The 16,641-nt window shown below is 40.4% G+C and carries 16 protein-coding genes, 1 tRNA gene and 1 pseudogene; 7 read left to right on the top strand and 11 right to left on the bottom strand.

The features are described 5' to 3' along the window. Positions 1 to 98: 98 nt before the first annotated feature. The 5 genes from LRS05_RS04625 to LRS05_RS04605 form a co-directional block, all read right to left on the bottom strand. Positions 99 to 560, bottom strand: coding sequence for a LysE family transporter (locus LRS05_RS04625; protein ID WP_257867251.1), 462 nt, complete (start codon positions 558 to 560; stop codon positions 99 to 101). A 1-nt stretch (position 561) separates the two neighbouring features. Then, positions 562 to 1,236, bottom strand: a complete 675-nt coding sequence (gene trmB, locus LRS05_RS04620; protein WP_257867250.1) for a tRNA (guanosine(46)-N7)-methyltransferase TrmB — start codon at positions 1,234 to 1,236, stop codon at positions 562 to 564. Positions 1,237 to 1,388: 152 nt separating this feature from the next. Then, positions 1,389 to 1,856, bottom strand: a complete 468-nt coding sequence (locus LRS05_RS04615) for a hypothetical protein (protein ID WP_257867249.1) — start codon at positions 1,854 to 1,856, stop codon at positions 1,389 to 1,391. 55 nt (positions 1,857 to 1,911) lie between these two features. Continuing rightward, positions 1,912 to 2,205, bottom strand: coding sequence for a type II toxin-antitoxin system RelE/ParE family toxin (locus LRS05_RS04610; RefSeq protein ID WP_257867248.1), 294 nt, complete (start codon positions 2,203 to 2,205; stop codon positions 1,912 to 1,914). Beyond that, positions 2,202 to 2,444, bottom strand: coding sequence for a type II toxin-antitoxin system ParD family antitoxin (locus tag LRS05_RS04605; protein WP_257867247.1), 243 nt, complete (start codon positions 2,442 to 2,444; stop codon positions 2,202 to 2,204). Before LRS05_RS04605 ends, LRS05_RS04610 begins: the two co-directional genes overlap by 4 nt. 136 nt (positions 2,445 to 2,580) lie before the next feature. Here LRS05_RS04605 and LRS05_RS04600 point away from each other — a divergent pair, with 136 nt between their 5' ends. The 7 genes from LRS05_RS04600 to LRS05_RS04570 all read left to right on the top strand — a co-directional run bounded on the left by LRS05_RS04600 (position 2,581) and on the right by LRS05_RS04570 (position 9,948). After that, positions 2,581 to 2,868, top strand: coding sequence for a DUF2089 domain-containing protein (locus LRS05_RS04600; RefSeq protein ID WP_257867246.1), 288 nt, complete (start codon positions 2,581 to 2,583; stop codon positions 2,866 to 2,868). Next, positions 2,861 to 3,457 (top strand): hypothetical protein, encoded by a 597-nt coding sequence (locus tag LRS05_RS04595; RefSeq protein ID WP_257867245.1) that lies wholly within the window; start codon positions 2,861 to 2,863, stop codon positions 3,455 to 3,457. Before LRS05_RS04600 ends, LRS05_RS04595 begins: the two co-directional genes overlap by 8 nt. Further along, positions 3,454 to 4,851, top strand: coding sequence for a S9 family peptidase (locus tag LRS05_RS04590; RefSeq protein ID WP_257867244.1), 1,398 nt, complete (start codon positions 3,454 to 3,456; stop codon positions 4,849 to 4,851). The genes LRS05_RS04595 and LRS05_RS04590 overlap by 4 nt, the downstream gene beginning before the upstream one ends. 71 nt (positions 4,852 to 4,922) lie before the next feature. Next, the gene (locus LRS05_RS04585; RefSeq protein ID WP_257867243.1) at positions 4,923 to 6,764 is read left to right on the top strand and encodes a peptidase M61; all 1,842 of its coding nucleotides are present in this window, start codon (positions 4,923 to 4,925) and stop codon (positions 6,762 to 6,764) included. A 30-nt stretch (positions 6,765 to 6,794) separates the two neighbouring features. Further along, positions 6,795 to 7,100: a hypothetical protein gene (locus LRS05_RS04580; protein WP_257867242.1), complete on the top strand. Its 306-nt coding sequence runs from the start codon at positions 6,795 to 6,797 to the stop codon at positions 7,098 to 7,100. Between the two features lie 217 nt (positions 7,101 to 7,317). Continuing rightward, a complete protein-coding gene (locus tag LRS05_RS04575; RefSeq protein ID WP_257867241.1) occupies positions 7,318 to 9,120 on the top strand; it encodes a T9SS type A sorting domain-containing protein in 1,803 nt (600 codons plus the stop codon). Positions 9,121 to 9,219: 99 nt separating this feature from the next. Next, positions 9,220 to 9,948, top strand: coding sequence for a DUF4369 domain-containing protein (locus tag LRS05_RS04570; RefSeq protein ID WP_257867240.1), 729 nt, complete (start codon positions 9,220 to 9,222; stop codon positions 9,946 to 9,948). Between the two features lie 470 nt (positions 9,949 to 10,418). On the opposite strand, the gene LRS05_RS04565 is transcribed toward LRS05_RS04570, so the two are convergent. The 6 genes and pseudogenes from LRS05_RS04565 to LRS05_RS04540 form a co-directional block, all read right to left on the bottom strand. Next, positions 10,419 to 10,492, bottom strand: a tRNA-Thr gene (locus LRS05_RS04565). Between the two features lie 76 nt (positions 10,493 to 10,568). Further along, positions 10,569 to 10,838 carry a hypothetical protein gene (locus LRS05_RS04560; protein ID WP_257867239.1) on the bottom strand — a complete coding sequence of 90 codons (270 nt, stop codon included), beginning with the start codon at positions 10,836 to 10,838 and terminating at the stop codon, positions 10,569 to 10,571. A gap of 54 nt (positions 10,839 to 10,892) precedes the next feature. Beyond that, on the bottom strand, positions 10,893 to 11,861 hold the full coding sequence (locus LRS05_RS04555; RefSeq protein WP_257867238.1) for a type I phosphomannose isomerase catalytic subunit: 969 nt from the start codon (positions 11,859 to 11,861) through the stop codon (positions 10,893 to 10,895). Between the two features lie 4 nt (positions 11,862 to 11,865). Next, positions 11,866 to 12,276 carry a 6-carboxytetrahydropterin synthase gene (locus LRS05_RS04550; protein ID WP_257867237.1) on the bottom strand — a complete coding sequence of 137 codons (411 nt, stop codon included), beginning with the start codon at positions 12,274 to 12,276 and terminating at the stop codon, positions 11,866 to 11,868. A gap of 10 nt (positions 12,277 to 12,286) precedes the next feature. Continuing rightward, positions 12,287 to 12,843 (bottom strand): annotated as a pseudogene (idi, locus tag LRS05_RS04545) (isopentenyl-diphosphate Delta-isomerase). A gap of 78 nt (positions 12,844 to 12,921) precedes the next feature. Continuing rightward, positions 12,922 to 16,533 carry a T9SS type A sorting domain-containing protein gene (locus tag LRS05_RS04540; protein WP_257867236.1) on the bottom strand — a complete coding sequence of 1,204 codons (3,612 nt, stop codon included), beginning with the start codon at positions 16,531 to 16,533 and terminating at the stop codon, positions 12,922 to 12,924. Between the last annotated feature and the right edge of the window lie 108 nt (positions 16,534 to 16,641).

Here is a 16,641-nt window from a genome sequence, read left to right as displayed (position 1 = left end):
GCGGGTAATAAAGCCTAAACTGTCCTGAAAATTTTTAAAGAACACTACATAAAGATAAAGCATTACAAATGCGCCAATTACACCCCCCAACACAAACATCAGCACAAAAATTGGGTCGGCAAAGTCAAAATAGCCATAAGAAGCAAGGGTGATACTGATGAAAACATAAAACGGGATGGGAAAAAGTTGAGCGCCGAGAGCAATACCCCTAAAAAATATCGTCCGGTTTTGCTCTTGACCGAAACTGCTTCCTCCTCTTGTTTTGTAATCGGCTTTTTTGCTATGAACAAAAAGTAGATGGTCAGCAAACCGAAGATACCAATCCCCACTTCCTGCAGCATATCAATGATATCAGGGTTGCGGTTGATGAACTTTGCGAAAGATACCGCAATATAAACCTGGAAGAATATTACAGTAACAGCGCCCAGGCAATAAATAACAGCGCGCTTTCGTCCGTCGCGGAGGCTTACACGGGCGGCAGTCATATTCAGCAGGCCGGGCAGCAGTGTGCCAAGCAGCGATATGACAGTACCCAAAGCCAGCGGGAGGACCATGCGCATTTTATTTTATTTTGAATTGAATATAAGTAATTGGCTTACCGAGCTCAAGATACTGCTTTTCATAGAAAGTTTGTATAGATGTCACAACTTCAGGCGCGCCCTCGTTGCGGTATACATTATGGTTGGCGTACAGCACATTGTGGCCCTCGCCGTGAAGCAGGCCAAGGGTATACCCGTGCATAAATTCACTGTCAGTTTTAAGATGCATAAGCCCGTCGGGCTTCAAAATCTTTTTGTAAAGCTGCAGGAATGCCGAATTGGTCATGCGGTGCTTGGTACGCTTGTATTTAATTTGCGGGTCGGGGAAAGTGATCCAGATCTCGCTGACCTCACCTTCGGCAAAAAAGTGGTTGATGAGCTCTATCTGCGTGCGGAGGAAACCCACATTGCGCATACCGGCTTCAACGGCAGTCTTGGCGCCACGCCAGAAACGGGCCCCTTTTATATCAATGCCGATAAAATTCTTATTAGGGTAACGTTCGGCCAGGCCAACGCTGTACTCGCCTTTGCCGCAACCGAGTTCCAGCACTATCGGGTTGTCGTTCTTAAAAAAGTCACTGTTCCATTTGCCCTTCAGCGGAAAACTGCCGCTTACAGCCTCCTCACGGGTTGGCTGCAGCACATTATCAAATGTCTCGTTTTCCCTGAAGCGCTTTAGTTTATTCTTACTTCCCACAAATCTGTTTTCAAAAATTTCGGTAAAAGTAGGAAGAATTTTAGATTGAAGATTGATTATTTAGTTTGGGAAGTTGGGCATCGTTCCAAATTTAATTAAAACCATACTAAAGCATTAGCGCGGTGTAGAGATTGTAACTCCACAATATTAGTCTAAATATTTGTCGGCATAATACTATATACATAATGCTTTCCTGTTGATTTAAAGTAAGCAAAATAAAGCCAGTTACTTTTAATTCCGCTCAAGACATACCAAGTATCTTCTTTCAACCTGCCTAAAACTTTAGCGGCTTGTTTAATATTTTTTCTATTACTCCAAATTAAATCACCGTTCTGTTCCGTAAACATAATTTTGTTTTGTGAAAATCCGGTTTTACTAAATAAGAAATTGGAGTCTTTTTTGATTATGCTTCCATCTCCATTTTTTTGAAGCATATTAAAAAGTTCAAAACCGGAAACAGCGCCTGGATTTTGAATATTTTGTTTCAATTCGACTTCTGATATTTCTACAGTATAAGTAGACCATTCACTATTATAAATATACGTTGGTGTTATTTCGATTACAGGCTTAGAGCATGATAATGCTAAGAGCGCAAATACAATTAAAACAAACTTTTTCACTTATATATACTAGATAATACTTATTGCAAAATATTATTCCGCGGGTTTGAGGTTGTTATAGCCTATTCGGAATATCCATCATCTGATGCAAAATCCTCACAATTTCAATTGCGTTATCCTCACCTTTTCTATAGATGATAAAATGTGATTTTACTTTTGCTTGTCTGTAACCGGGTTTAATATCACTAATATCTTTTCCGCTCTCAAAATCTTCGACGATATAATCAATCTCCTGATAAATCAGCTTGTAGTATCGATTTGCCTGGTTAACAGACCAATTCGCCTTAGTGTAAATCCAGATGGTATCAATATCTTCTAAAGCTTTTCTACTTATCCGATAACCTTTCATAAATGCTTTTTCTGAAGTTCTGCTAAATGAGCTTCAGGGTCAAAGTTTGAAACAAAGCCACTCTTCTCTCCAATTTCAATTGCGTTCCTTAATTGCTTTATCTTTTGTTCCTGCAATTCTAAAAGCCGCAACGCAGTCCGAACGACTTCGCTTGCCGAATTAAAACGTCCGGAAGCAATTTCTTCCTGGATAAAACTTTCGAAGTGGTCTCCTAATAAAACCGAAGTGTTCTTTGCCATAATCTTAGTTTTATTCAAAAGTACCAAATTATGGTATATAAACAAATTGATTTATATACAAAATAATATATTAATTAAATTAAACTTCACTTTAATAAAATTAATTTATATATTCGCATTATTAAATTTTATTAAAATGAATATCCAAAATAAACTTCCGGTGGTTTGCCCAAGTTGTGCATCATCACTCAATGTGGCGCAGCTGGCCTGCCCCAATTGCAGTACAGGCGTTTCGGGCAACTTCCCGCTGCCCGTTTTCCTGCAGCTCACGGCCGATGAGCAGGAATTCATCCTGAAGTTCTTCCTCACAAGCGGAAGCATAAAAGAAGTCGCCGCACAAATCGGCAACAGCTACCCCACCGTGCGCAACCGGCTTGACGATCTTATAGAGAAAGTAAAAAAATTACAGAAAACCCATGAATAAACTTTTCAACCCTTTTGAACATTACAGCGAAAAAGTTTTAATCGTTTTTGGTTTGGTAATGTTATCTCTTGGTTCACTGGCTGCCTGGTACTTCGGTGGCAGGTTTGACGGCGTTATAGATTTTCATCTCTTAGATGATGTCGCCATGTGGGAACCGTTTGCTGATAACGCCATCGCGACATTTTCGCTGGTGCTGCCACTGTTTATCCTGGCAAAAATCATTAATAGGCGTACACGCCTGGTAGATATCGTTGCCACTTCTCTCGTAGCGCGTATGCCATTCATCATTGAACCGTTATTTAATATCGGCGGTCATCTGGGAGACTCAACCGAAAAGATGGTGGCCCGGCAAATAACGCGAGATACGGGGGTAACCGTAGTAGCCATGCCCGAAACACAGGGCCTTATCATTATCGTACTATTTGCGCTTGTGTCGATTTTATTGCTTGTTTGGTTTGCCACGCTGCTGTACAATGGTTTTAAAACTGCAACAAATATCAGGAAAACAGCACACATTATTTATTTCATCATCACAGCTATCATTGCCGAAGTTCTATCCAAAATAATCATCTCAATTCTCTTCTCATGAAAAAGCTATTTACACTATTTGCCTTTATCATTACCGCAACCCTAAGCGCGCAGGATATAGCCGGAACATGGCACGGCCTGCTTAAATTTCCCGGCGGCCAGCTTCGTATTGATATCAACGTAACCAATACCGGTAATGGTTATGCCGTGACCTTCGATAGTCCTGACCAGGGCGCAAAGGGCATCCCTACCGAACAGGTGTCGTTTAAAGACAATGTGCTTACCTGGGCCATACCGCAGGCCGGCATACGCTACAGCGGAAAATTTGAAAATAATGCAATTAAAGGAACTTTCACGCAGGGCGATGGCAGCCTTCCGCTTGATTTTACGCGGGAAGCCGTAAAGGTTGTAGTAAAGAAGAAACCACAGGAGCCTGTGGCGCCGTTTGCGTATAAGAGTGAAGATGTAACTTTTAAAAATGCAACAGCAAACGTAACACTGGCCGGTACACTCACAACACCCAACACAGCCGGCCCTCACCCTGCCGTAATATTACTTACCGGCAGCGGGGCGCAAAACCGCGATGAGGAGATATTGGGACATAAACCGTTTATGGTACTGGCAGACTACCTCACGCGAAACGGTTTTGCCGTACTTCGCTATGATGACAGGGGCATCGCGGAATCAACCGGTGATTTCGCCACAGCAACAACGACAGATTTTGCCACCGATGCGCAGGCTGCCTTTACTTACCTGAAATCAAGGAAAGAAATCAACATTAAGAAGATTGGCTTTGCAGGGCACAGCGAAGGCGGAAGCGTGGCAGCTATGGCTGCGGCGGCTAACCCTGAAGTAGCCTATATTGTATTAATTGCCGGAAGCATATTGCCGGGCGACCAGCAGATGCTTTTGCAGAACTACATACTCGGTAAAGCCAACGGTATGCCTGAGACGGAACTTACCAAGCTGGGCGCCATAAACCGCAAAGTGTATGATGTGATAAAGCAGGAGACCGACCTTGCCAAAATGAAAACAAAAATTGCAGCCGTAATGAACGCCGACCTGAAGCCGATATTGCTTAAACAGGGAATTACCGAGCCCGACATTGCGCAGTATATAGAAGTACAGTCGCGGGAGCTGGCATCTCCGTGGTACAGCGCCTTCATAAAAGGCAATCCCGGCGCTGCGCTTGAGAAAGTGATGTGCCCGGTATTGGCAATAAATGGCAGCAATGACCTGCAGGTTGAAGCTAAAGCAAACCTCGCAGCTGTAGAAAAAGCGGCCGCAAAAGCCGGCAATAAGAATGTAAAAGTTATGGAACTGCAGGGCCTTAACCATCTTATGCAGGAGAGCAAAACGGGAAAGCCTGCGGAATATGGCGACCTTGAGCAGACATTTTCGCCCGTAGCGCTTGAGGCTATAGGCAGCTGGCTAAAGACGGTAAGCAAACAATAGTGTTAAATTTTTATAGCCATTGTAACAATTTTCCGTTATTCGCTTCTAATACGGAAACATGTTTTAAAAAGATGAAGAAATTTCTTTGCGCAGCAGGCCTTACTATAGCCCTTACTGCATACACACCTGCATTGGCACAAGCCGGCAGTAATGGCATTAAAGTTGGCATCAACCTTAAAGATGTAAAAGATGATAAGGTGATGGTAACAGTGACTCCGCCAAAAGTAACTACCGAAACAACCACCTATTACATTCCTAAGATTGTGCCGGGAACGTACAGTGATGATAACTATGGCAGCTTTATAGAAGGTTTTAAGGCTTATGATACAAAAGGGAAAGAACTTGCCGTAACTAAGCCCGATGTAAACTCATGGAAGATTGCCAACGCAAAGAAACTCGCCAAAATAACCTATCTGGTAAACGACACATATGACACTGAAGGCCAAGGCACTCATGATGTGTTTTCACCGGCAGGTACAAATATTTCGCCAAATAACTACATGCTGAACAATCATGGCTTTGTGGGTTATTTTGATGGTAAGGGTGAAGTACCTTACACTGTAAGCATCTCGCACCCGGCAGCGCTTTGGGGCGCAACATCGCTTATTGATACTGATGCCTCAGATACAAATGATGTGTTTGCCGTAGCGCGCTATGCCGATTTGGTTGATAACCCTATAATGTATTCTAAGCCGGATTACACAACCTTTAGCGTTGAGGGTATGGACATACTTATCAGCGTGTATTCACCTGACGGGAAGGTCACTGCAAAATCAATCACTCCAGAAATGGAAACCATGATGCGCGCCCAAAAGCGTTTCCTCGGTCCTATAAACAGCACAAAAAAGTACAGCGTACTGCTTTACCTGAGTGACCTTTCTACTAACGATGCCAAAGGTTTCGGGGCACTGGAGCATAACACTTCAACAACGGTGGTAATGCCTAAGGAAATGCCGATAGACCAGCTGAAAGAATCGCTGAAAGATGTGGTATCGCACGAGTTCTTCCACATTGTAACGCCGCTTACGGTGCATTCAAAAGAAATTCAATATTTCAACTTCAATACGCCCAAGATGAGCGAGCACCTTTGGATGTATGAAGGTATTACAGAATATTTTGCCAACCTCTTCCAGGTAAACCAGGGGCTTATCACAGAAGATGATTTTTACAAAAGAATGGCCGAGAAGATAGCTTCGTCAAAAATGTTTGATGATACAATGCCGTTCACCAAAATGAGCCGCAATGTACTTGAGGCACCATATAAAGATGCTTACAATAATGTATACGAAAAAGGTGCGCTTATTGCCATGTGCCTTGACATACAAATACGTGAAAGCAGTGGCGGCAAGCGCGGCATACTTGACCTGATGCAAAAGCTTTCTAACGAATACGGCAGCAGCAAGGCGTTTGATGACAGTGAGCTTTTCAATAAGGTTGTAGCATTGACATATCCTGAAGTACGCACATTTCTGGACACTTATGTGGCCGGTAACACACCAATACCTTATGAGCAATATTTCAGTAAGATGGGTGTAACGAAAGCAACAGTTACCAAAACCGGCAACGCTCTTATCAAGGGGCAGCAGGAGGCATACATCACCGCAAATATGGCCGGTGAAATTATTTTAGTGCCTGATGTTCAGGATAATGAATTTATGACTACCTTGGGCCTTAAAGGCGGAGACGTGCTTGCAGGGGTAAACGGAACCAAGTACGATGTTAATAATGTATATGACCTAATCATGAGCAGCATGAGCTGGAAAGAGGGTGAGCCTATAACAATTGACATAAAACGCGACGGAAAAACGCAGCAGGTAAAAGGAAAAATAAAGCTGCCCAGCGAGCAGGTAGAAGGCTACAAAGCCACCGATGCATCAAAGGCAGGAATACGGAATGCCTGGCTTAAAGGATAGTGATAAAAAACCATACTAAAACCTATACTTATGAAAAAATTACTAACGCTTGCAATGCTCGTTTTTGGTGTAGCTGCATTTGCATCTGATGGTGTAAACCCGGGTACTACCTGCAAAACCAACACAGACCCGCAGGAAGCTAAGAAAGTAATAGTAAAATCGCTTGAAGAAAAAGATGACAAAGATAAAGACAGGCCTAAAACTAAAGTAATTGAAACAAGGCGCAACGCCTGCTCTACATGCACAGGTGTAGACCCGCGCTTTGACGTTGGCGGGTATTTTGTGGAGTTCATTAACCGCAATAACCTTAAGCTTGTAAAATTCCTTACTGAGTAAAAGTAAATCTTATAAAATATAATAGGCTGCATTACGCAGCCTTTTTATTTTGTAATCTCTATAGTATTAAAAACTTTTTACTACTTTTAATCCCTTAACAATCAGCTTACCAAACAAACGCTATGAAAAAATTATTACTTACACTACTTGCGCTCAGTGCATTTGTATTAAGTATCAATGCACAACAAAACAACGTCTGCGAAAATGCGCTGAGCCTTTGCGGCTCTCTCTAGGTATGCCGTTCAGCAATACTGTAAATTCAGCCCCTGCGCCGCTTACTTCTGCCGCAACATATGGCTGTCTTGCAACGCGGCCAAATCCCGCATGGTTTTATTTACCGGTTTCAACAAGTGGAAATCTGGCTTTCACTATAAACCAAACCAGTGTTACTGGTAATCCCTTAGATGTAGATTTTATAGTATGGGGGCCTTTTAACAATTCAGATGTATGCGGCCCTGCAAATCTTAACTCATCTACACAAATAGCCTGTAGCTACGCACCGCAAGCAGTTGAAAACTTTACTATCCCAAATACGCAAGTTGGACAGCATTATATATTGATGGTTACAAACTATTCAAACCAAGCTGGCACGATAACTATCCTGCAAACAAATCAGAGCCAGCCAGGCGCGGGCACTCTAAATTGCTCAGGCCTGCGCCTTCATGCTTTTCTCGATGCCAATGCTAATGGCACTTTTGATACCGACGAAGCGCCATTTCCTGCAGGAAGCTTTACTTACGAAAAAAATAATAACGGCACAGTACATAATATTGCAAACATGACAGGCTATCATAGCGTCTACGATGATAATTTATCGAATACATATGATATAGGCTTTTCTATACCTGCAAATATGCAACCTTATGTATCAGCTACAACAACATCATACAATGATGTTGCGATAAATACTGCTACTAATATTGTTACTCACCGTTTTCCGGTAACGGTAACACAGCCTTTTGAAGATCTTGCCGTTTATGCTATTGCACCAACACAGCCCTTATCCGGCTTTACCTATAAAAACCATATTGTGTACGTAAACAGGGGTGTTGTGCCTGCTAGCGGAACAGTAACTTTTACGAAAGACCCGGCACTAACGATTGCCACAATTTTTGAAGCAGGAGCAGTAAGCACACCTACAGGGTTTACCTATGATTTTACAAACCTACAGCCTTTTGATATACAAGTAATTACAGTCGTGATGAACGTACCGCCTATTCCCGGCGTTGCACTTGGCCAGGCAATTAATACATCGGCAGCAATAAACGGGGCAGTGTTAGATATTGACGTTACAAATAATACATCAGCTATTGATGAAGAAGTTGTCGGTTCATATGACCCTAATGATAAGATGGAGGCCCATGGCGGTCGTATCAAGTTTGATGAATTTACAGCTAATGATTACCTGTACTATACCATCAGGTTCCAGAATACAGGTACGGCTCCTGCGATAAATGTACGTATTGAGGATATTCTTGACAGCCAGCTGGATGCATCTTCATTTGAAATGATACGCGCAAGCCATAACTTTACGGTTGACAGGGTTGGAAACCAGCTTACCTGGAGGTTCAACAACATTATGCTGCCATTTGAAGCGCAAAATGAACCTGCAAGCCATGGATATGTATATTTCCGTATCAAGCCAACGCCAGGCTTTGCAGTAAATGATGTAATACCAAACGCTGCGGGCATTTATTTCGACTTTAATCCTGTTATCTGGACTAATACTTTTGATACTGAATTTTTCATGCCACTGTCAACAAATCAGTTTGATTTATCTAGCTTCGCGATGTATCCTAACCCGGCAAGGCAGTCGGTTACAATTACAGCGCCAATGGGAGGCCAAAACCTTAAGCAGCTGCGATTCATTGATATTACGGGCAAAACACTTTTGGTGAAAGACAATGTGATTGCCACGTCTGCTACGCTTGACATATCACGTTTTGGTACAGGTATGTATTTCATGGAAATTACTGGTGATAGCGGAGCGAAAGCCACTAAGAAACTTATAATTGAATAATACAATACTTTAAACAACAAGTCCTGCTTATGGCGGGACTTTTTTATTTTATGCTGTCACTATTTATTACTACTTTGCGGCGTTTTAATATTTATAAGAATGAGAAATATCATTATCATAATTGCCGCTACCCTAAGCTTTATTGCGTGTAATAAAGAAAATGACCATGGCGATGCCAACCTGCACATTACCGGAAATATAAAAGGCCTTGGAAAAGGAAAATTGTATATACAACGTGCCGCAGACACATCGCTTGTCGCCATAGATACCATAGTGCTGAACGGCAGCAGCGAATTTGAAAGCCACCTGAAGATTGACGGTCCTGAAATGCTGTATCTTTTCCTTGACAGGGGGCAGACCAATTCTATCGACAATAACCTTCCGTTTTTTGCTGAACCGGGTAATATGACCATCAACACCCGCAATGATGAATTTTTCTCAGCAGCAAAAATAACCGGCAGTGAAAACCAAAAGATTTATGAAGACTTCCTGAAGATAAAGTCACGCTTTACAGCCCAAAATCTTGATTTGGTAAAAAAGAATCTTGAAGCTACCAAAGCAGGGGATGTTGCAAGGCTTGACAGTGTTGCCAAAGCTAGTGAAACGCTGTTGAAACGCCGATACCTTTATACTGTAAACTTTGCCCACAACAATGCAAAGCATGAAGTGGGGCCATACCTGGCGCTGTCTGAAATTGCCGATGCCAATGTAATTTACCTTGATACAATCGCAAAAAGTATGTCGCCTGCTGTGGCAAAGTCTAAATACGGCAAAATGCTGACGGAAGTGATTAAAGAGAGGAAAAAGTGCAAGGCGAGTAAATGCTGAAATTAAAAACCCATATTTGGTTTTTTATTACTGCAGTAGTCATATTACTCAGTGGAATAATACATCATTTCTTTAGTGAAGATACGGTGTTTGATCTCAATATACATGACACCTACTATGTGATACCACATATATATCTCGCTGTTGCATTCACACTGCTTTATTTACTGGCGGGATGTATTTATTGGACACTAAGAAATTTCAAGCTTGTCAGGATACTTACATTAGTCCATACTATAATTAGCGTTGGAGGCGTAATCTTATTTTGGACATTGTTGCCAACACTTCGCGCTACAGATACCATATTTGTTAGAAGAGCTGAAACCGCTGAATGGATACTTTATGGTTTGGTTCTGTTCACACAGCAGCTGTTCATAATAAATATTGTAATCGGCTTGACTAAAGGACGAAAGAATCAAGAATTAATATAAAAGCAAAAACCGCTTAGTTTCCTAAGCGGTTTTTTATTGAGCCGATGGAGGGACTCGAACCCACGACCTGCTGATTACAAATCAGCTGCTCTAGCCAGCTGAGCTACACCGGCAACTCAATACGGGTGCAAATATATGCAGGGATTTTAATTTTCCAAACAAATGCCTGCACTTTTTATTGCAGTTTTTTTATGCCAAAGCGTTGATTTTTTCAACAAGCTGTTTAGCAGCAGTTTCAAGCTCAGTATTAATTTGCTTAAAGTGCTGTTTTTTATTCTCAACACCTTTCTGGTTTACTTTTTTCATAAGGTTATCAAATGTTATGATAGCCTCATCTATAAGCGCTTCGCTGTCTTTTGTAGGCTTACCGTCTGTTGTAAGTTCCCACAGGTACACAGCTTCTATAATATCACCCAATACAAAGTTGATGTCTTTCTTTAAATTTCTAACGTTAGCCATTTTATCTGGTTTTTAAATGTTGCGCAAAATTACAATTAATCTTTGAGTTATGACTTATGAAATGTAGATTTCAAGTAAAACAGCATTCCCTTCAAGTGTATAATTCTTTAACGCAGCGGGTATTAATACTGTATCACCCTGCTTAAAGCTGTAACTTTCTTCGCCGCCCGATTTCACAGTAAAGCCACCTTCCGTGCAAATGTAAACCGTAAAGCAGTCCCTTTCATTCTCTACATTCTTAGTACCTTCAAGAGGGAGGAAGTTGGTAGTAAAGTAAGGGCAATCTACCATAACATTACTCTTATTACTTTCAGTATGGTATTGCTTTTGTGTATTGGTAGTGTCATAGTTCATGGCATCAAGCGCCTCTTCAATATGTAGCTGGCGCGATTTTCCTTCGGCATCTACCCTGTCCCAATCATAAATGCGGTAAGTGATGTCGCTGGTCTGTTGTATCTCTGCAATGACAATGCCTCCTCCAATAGCATGTATGGTACCTGTTTCCAAAAAGAAGACATCGCCCTTCTTAACGGGAACCTCATTAAGTATGTCAATAAGATTTTTGTTCTTAAGATGTTCCAGATACTCTTCGGGGCTCGATTTCTTTTTAAAACCTACAATAATACGCGAACCCTCATCGGCCTGCATTACATACCACATTTCGGTCTTTCCGAAAGAATTATGCCGTTTCTGTGCCAACTCATCATTTGGGTGTACCTGTATGCTGAGGTCTTCCCGCGCATCTAGAAATTTAAAAAGCAACGGAAATTTTTTACCGAAAAGCTCATAGATTTTTGATCCGAGTATTTCATCCGGGAATTTATCAAGCAAATCATTCAAAGATTTACCTGCATAAATTCCGTTTTTAAGAATGCTAACATTACCTTCAACACCGCTAAGCTCCCAGCTTTCGCCGGTTGTTTCAGTAGGGAGTTTATTTTTGCCAAGATATGTTTTTAGCTTAGTACCACCCCATATGCGGTCCTGCAAAATCGGTTCAAAAATCAGCGGATACAATTCCATATATTTATTCTCCTCGGTAGGTTACAAAATTTCGCGGTGTTTCATACAGCACCACTTCTATATCTTTATCCTCAGCAATCCTCTTACGGATACGGTTCCATATCACTACAGCGATGTTTTCCGCTGTCGGGTTCAGGCTGGCAAAATCAGGCACATCAAGGTTCAGGTTTTTATGATCAAAAGGTATTTCCACCTCCTGCTCAATAATATCCTTCAGGTCTTTAATATCCATTACATAACCCGTTTCAGGATCAATCTCACCGGTTACACCTACTACAAGTTCGTAGTTATGCCCGTGAAAGTTATGATTATTGCATTTGCCGAATACCTGCTGATTACGTTCATCGCTCCAGTCGGTACGGTATAGCCTGTGCGCCGCATTAAAATGTGCCCTTCTGCTTACAGTTACTCTCACTTTATTGTAATTAATGTATTGAAGGATATTCACCATCGGTGGCTTTTGAAGCCGACTCAAGGTAATGGTAAAACTTATCAAAAATAATCCTGAACCATACGGTATAAAGCTCAGGATGTAAGATCATATCGTCTTTAATAGCTTCAATTCCCATCCACTTCCAGCTCTCTGCTTCTTCCCTGTTAAGTTGCGGCTCACCATCATAACGGCCAATCATAACATGGTCAAGCTCATGTTCGGTAAGGCCATTGTCAAAAGGCGCCTTGTATATGAATGAGAACAATTCCCTAAGCGGAACGGTAAAACCCATTTCTTCCTGAAGCCTGCGTGTACCTGCTTCAATATTGCTTTCGCCCTCGCGCTGGTGGCTGCAAGTGGTATTGGTCACAATAATGGTGAATGGTATTTACCCGCTGCGCGCTGCTGCAGCATCACCTCGTTTTTTGAGTTGAGTATAAAAACCGAAAACGCCCTGTGCAGCAATGCTTTTTCGTGCGCTTCCATTTTTGGCATAAGGCCAATAGGCTCGTCACGCTCGTTTACCAGTATCACTTGTTCTTCCGTCATGGGCTGTATTAGTATCCAAAAATAAGAAAATCTTTGCGTAAAGGAAGCCGTTTAACTTTTGTTTAGACAAGTTAATTATTACCTTACCACAATTTTCTCTGTTTTGATTATCTCTTGCCCCATTGTAATCTTCAGAAAATAAATACCTTGAGTTAAATCCGGAAGGTTAATTCTGTTCTGTCCATTTGTAATGGAGATATTTTGCATTACAGTTTTACCTACAACATCAAATAGAATAGCTTTAAAGTTTCTGTCAGTAGTATTCGAGATAATAAGATGGTCATCTGCCGGATTTGGATATACAAATAGCTCAGAAGATATTAAAACAGAATCTGTATTTTTGCTCTGATTTTCAATTTTTCTGCCTGTAAAGGAACTCCCTAGCTTGAAAAGTGTAGGGGAAAAACCAATATTGGCGCCTGTAGTTTCAGTGGTAAGCCTCTCAGATATATAGCCTACAGGTGCATTGTATGTAGAAGAATTATTATTTGGATTCCACACAATAAACTCATCATTAGCTGTCTGAGGATTATAAAGTGATATAATCCAATTGCCATTAGTATCTATTTGTTTATTAAACATCACTTTACCTTTAAGCCAACTTGCTGTTGTTGCATAAGCCTCGCCGGCACGGGTGAATATTGTAGCTTTTGAATTACTATCATTTTTAGATAAAACAGTTCCATATTTACTCCAATCGTCATCGCCATCTACATATGGTTCCCAATAATACCAGTTAAAGTTAGAAATTCCGTAGGCCCATTGTAAAATATAGGCTCTTGAGACAGACCCTTCTCTTTCTTGATAATTACCTGAAATAGAATCAAAACCTTTAATTTGGGCACCTTCTGTATTAAATAGAGGTATATCAGTCATTCCATTTGCATCAAGCATTTCCCGAAACCCATACCAAAAACCTATTTCAAGTTCCGGGCTCTTATCATAATAATAGCTGTGAAAGGAAAATACATCAAAACATTTTTTGCCTTTAGATTTATAAAGGAATTCACTTGCTGCTAATGAAGTTGTAAAATTGGGCGATAGCACAACATTATTCGGATCTGCGGCTTTAATTATATCATAAGCGGCTTCTGCAAGTTCAACCAGTGTAAGTCTATCTTCACCCTCTTCTGTAAAAAAATGTTCTACTTCATTCCAAATTTCCCAATATTTTATTTGCTTATAATTGTTAGCATAATATTGTATATAATCTTTCCAATCCTGTAGCTTATTTTTATCTACAGATTTATAAAAATCGTATGAAATACCATCTTTGGTAAATTCATCTCCTTGAAAAGAAGCCCAACTGGCGGGGGAACCTAGTGTAAGCATTATATCGCAAAGTGTGTCTTTGGTGTTTCTTAAGTTGATATAAGTATTAAGTCTATTGTTAATAAATGTATCTTTCTGTTGCTCAAGTTCACTCCATTTTGTCCCTGTATCCCATAGCCTTAACATTCCAAACCCTATATTAGGCCATATGCTATCCTGTGCTTTATGTATATGCATTCCAAAATAACTTGCCGGTATTGCGGTAAAAGGCTGTTGTACCTGACGGTTATTGATTTCATCCGTTACATCAATTACAGAAACATCATCAAGATATAAAATTCCGGTTGACCTGAAGTTTATAAAGAAATTTACATCGTAACTTCCGCTCACAATGGTGCCAAAACCACCTGTGATTTCAATTTTCTGCCATTCTGTGCCTACTTTCAAAGTTCTGGAAGAAGATATTACTTCATAATTTGCAGAACTCTTTCGTAAGGTAAATTCAATTTCTGCGGTTTCTGCACAGGTAGATCGCACCCATGCTGTAGCTTTAAAAATTCGCTGTCCTGTCACATTGGCAATATTCTGGTAGAAATGCATTTGTTTATTAAACTCTGTTACCTGGATTTTTTGACACGATGCTCCGCTATGCGGATAGGTGGTATCCTTGCTGAAATAAACTGTTGATGGGGTTGAATTAGGTGCCTGCGGATTATAATCAAAATTCTCTGCAATACCATTTGTTTTAAATGCACCTTCAAAATCAATATTCAGTAATTTTTGCTCTGTCTCTGCCGGAATCATTACATCTGTAATATCCGTGACATATGCATCGTCAAAACATATATTTCCTGCAGATTTAAAGTTTATAAAAAAATCAATATTATTTACACTGATATTATTAACATCCGTTCCCGTACTCCCGGTAATTTCAAGTTTCTGCCAACCCGAACCTCCTGTCAGAATAAATGTTTTTTCACCAATTTTTTTATTCCCTGACTTACGCGAACGAAACATCAATTCAATTGTAATATTTTCTTCAGGCCGTACCCACAGTTCAGCTTTGAGTTTACGATTTTGATCAATTTTGAAGCCTTGGGCGAAGTAGCAATATGAAGGTATTGGATTAGTAATAATAATTTGCTGGCAAGATGGGGCTGAATGGGGTAAATAAATATTTTCTCCGCGACTCACTGTTGCGGGTGTTCCGTTCCAATCAGGATTATAATAATAGTTTTCAGCACAGCCCGCATATTCGCCCGTTGTACCATATGGCCCATTAAATTCACCATTTTTTATTAGGTTTGGAAGTACATACTTGGTGTCAGTAATATCTTTTAATGACGCACTGTCAATGTAATATGTGGTTGTAAATGGCCCATTATCTTTAAGGTTTATGATAAAATCAGCATTAAAGCTACCGTTCGGATTTGATATTAACTGTTGTGTAGTTCCTGTAATTTCAATTAATGTCCAGCCATTAGCTGACTTTATTAAAAAAGGTTTACTAGCAATTACAGTATTGGTTTGCCTTTCTTTAAGCATTAAAACAACATCATTAGCGTCGCCGGAGTGAAGTTTTATCCATACTGATGCCTTGTAAGTACGATGAGGCCGAAGTTTTACGCCTTGCTGAAAAAAACAATATTCATTTACATTTCCTGTTATAACAGCCTTTTGGCTAAAATCACCTGATTTTTTTATAGAAGCTTCACGTGAAAAAAGTACATTGGTACTTGAAGGCCCCCATGCAGGATTATAAAAGTAATGCGGAGCGCATCCAAATGTCTCATCTGCTTGTGAACTGTAAAAACCTTCCATATCCGGATTGGAAAGGAGTTCAGGCAATTCTTCAAATGTATTAGTTATATCTGTTACTGACGCATCATCCATATAGAGCGTACCATTGGTATTTTTATCAAAAGAGACCTGGAAGTCAATATCTGATTGTGTGTATGTCCCTGTACAAATACTGCCTATCACCTCAATTTTTTGCCACGTGCTGCTTGGTACTATTGTAAAAGTTTGCATAGCGACATATGGATAGCCTGTCAACCTTGTTCTCAAGCCAAAATTGATGGTCATAGCCGTACTGGCCTTTACCCACAAACTGGCCTTTAGGATACGGTTACCTGTAATGGATATATGCTGGGAAAAATGACAATATTCATTCACATTTGTTATAACTGCCTTTTGGGCTGCTTGTCCGCTATGATAATTTGTCGTCTCTTTACTGAACTGAACCTCGCTAGGACTAGGAGTCGCAGACCAGTTTGGATTAAATGTATAGCCGGGTGCACAACCATTATTATCTCCGGAAATACCATATGACCCTTCAAATCCTGGATTCTGAAGAAGGTTTTGTGAATTTGCCTGAACGAAAATAAATAAAACAAGTAGTTTTAGAATTGCTTTCATAGTGTTTGATTTGAACCGCTAAACTATAAAAAATCAAAGCATTATGATAAAAATTAAACACTATATACTTTAAAATGAAATTAAGCTTGATAAGTCATATGCGTAACT

The sequence above is a fragment of the Flavobacterium sp. J372 genome (genome assembly GCF_024699965.1).
GTDB lineage: Bacteria > Bacteroidota > Bacteroidia > Flavobacteriales > Flavobacteriaceae > Flavobacterium.
This window is presented reverse-complemented; position numbering and strand designations above follow the sequence as displayed.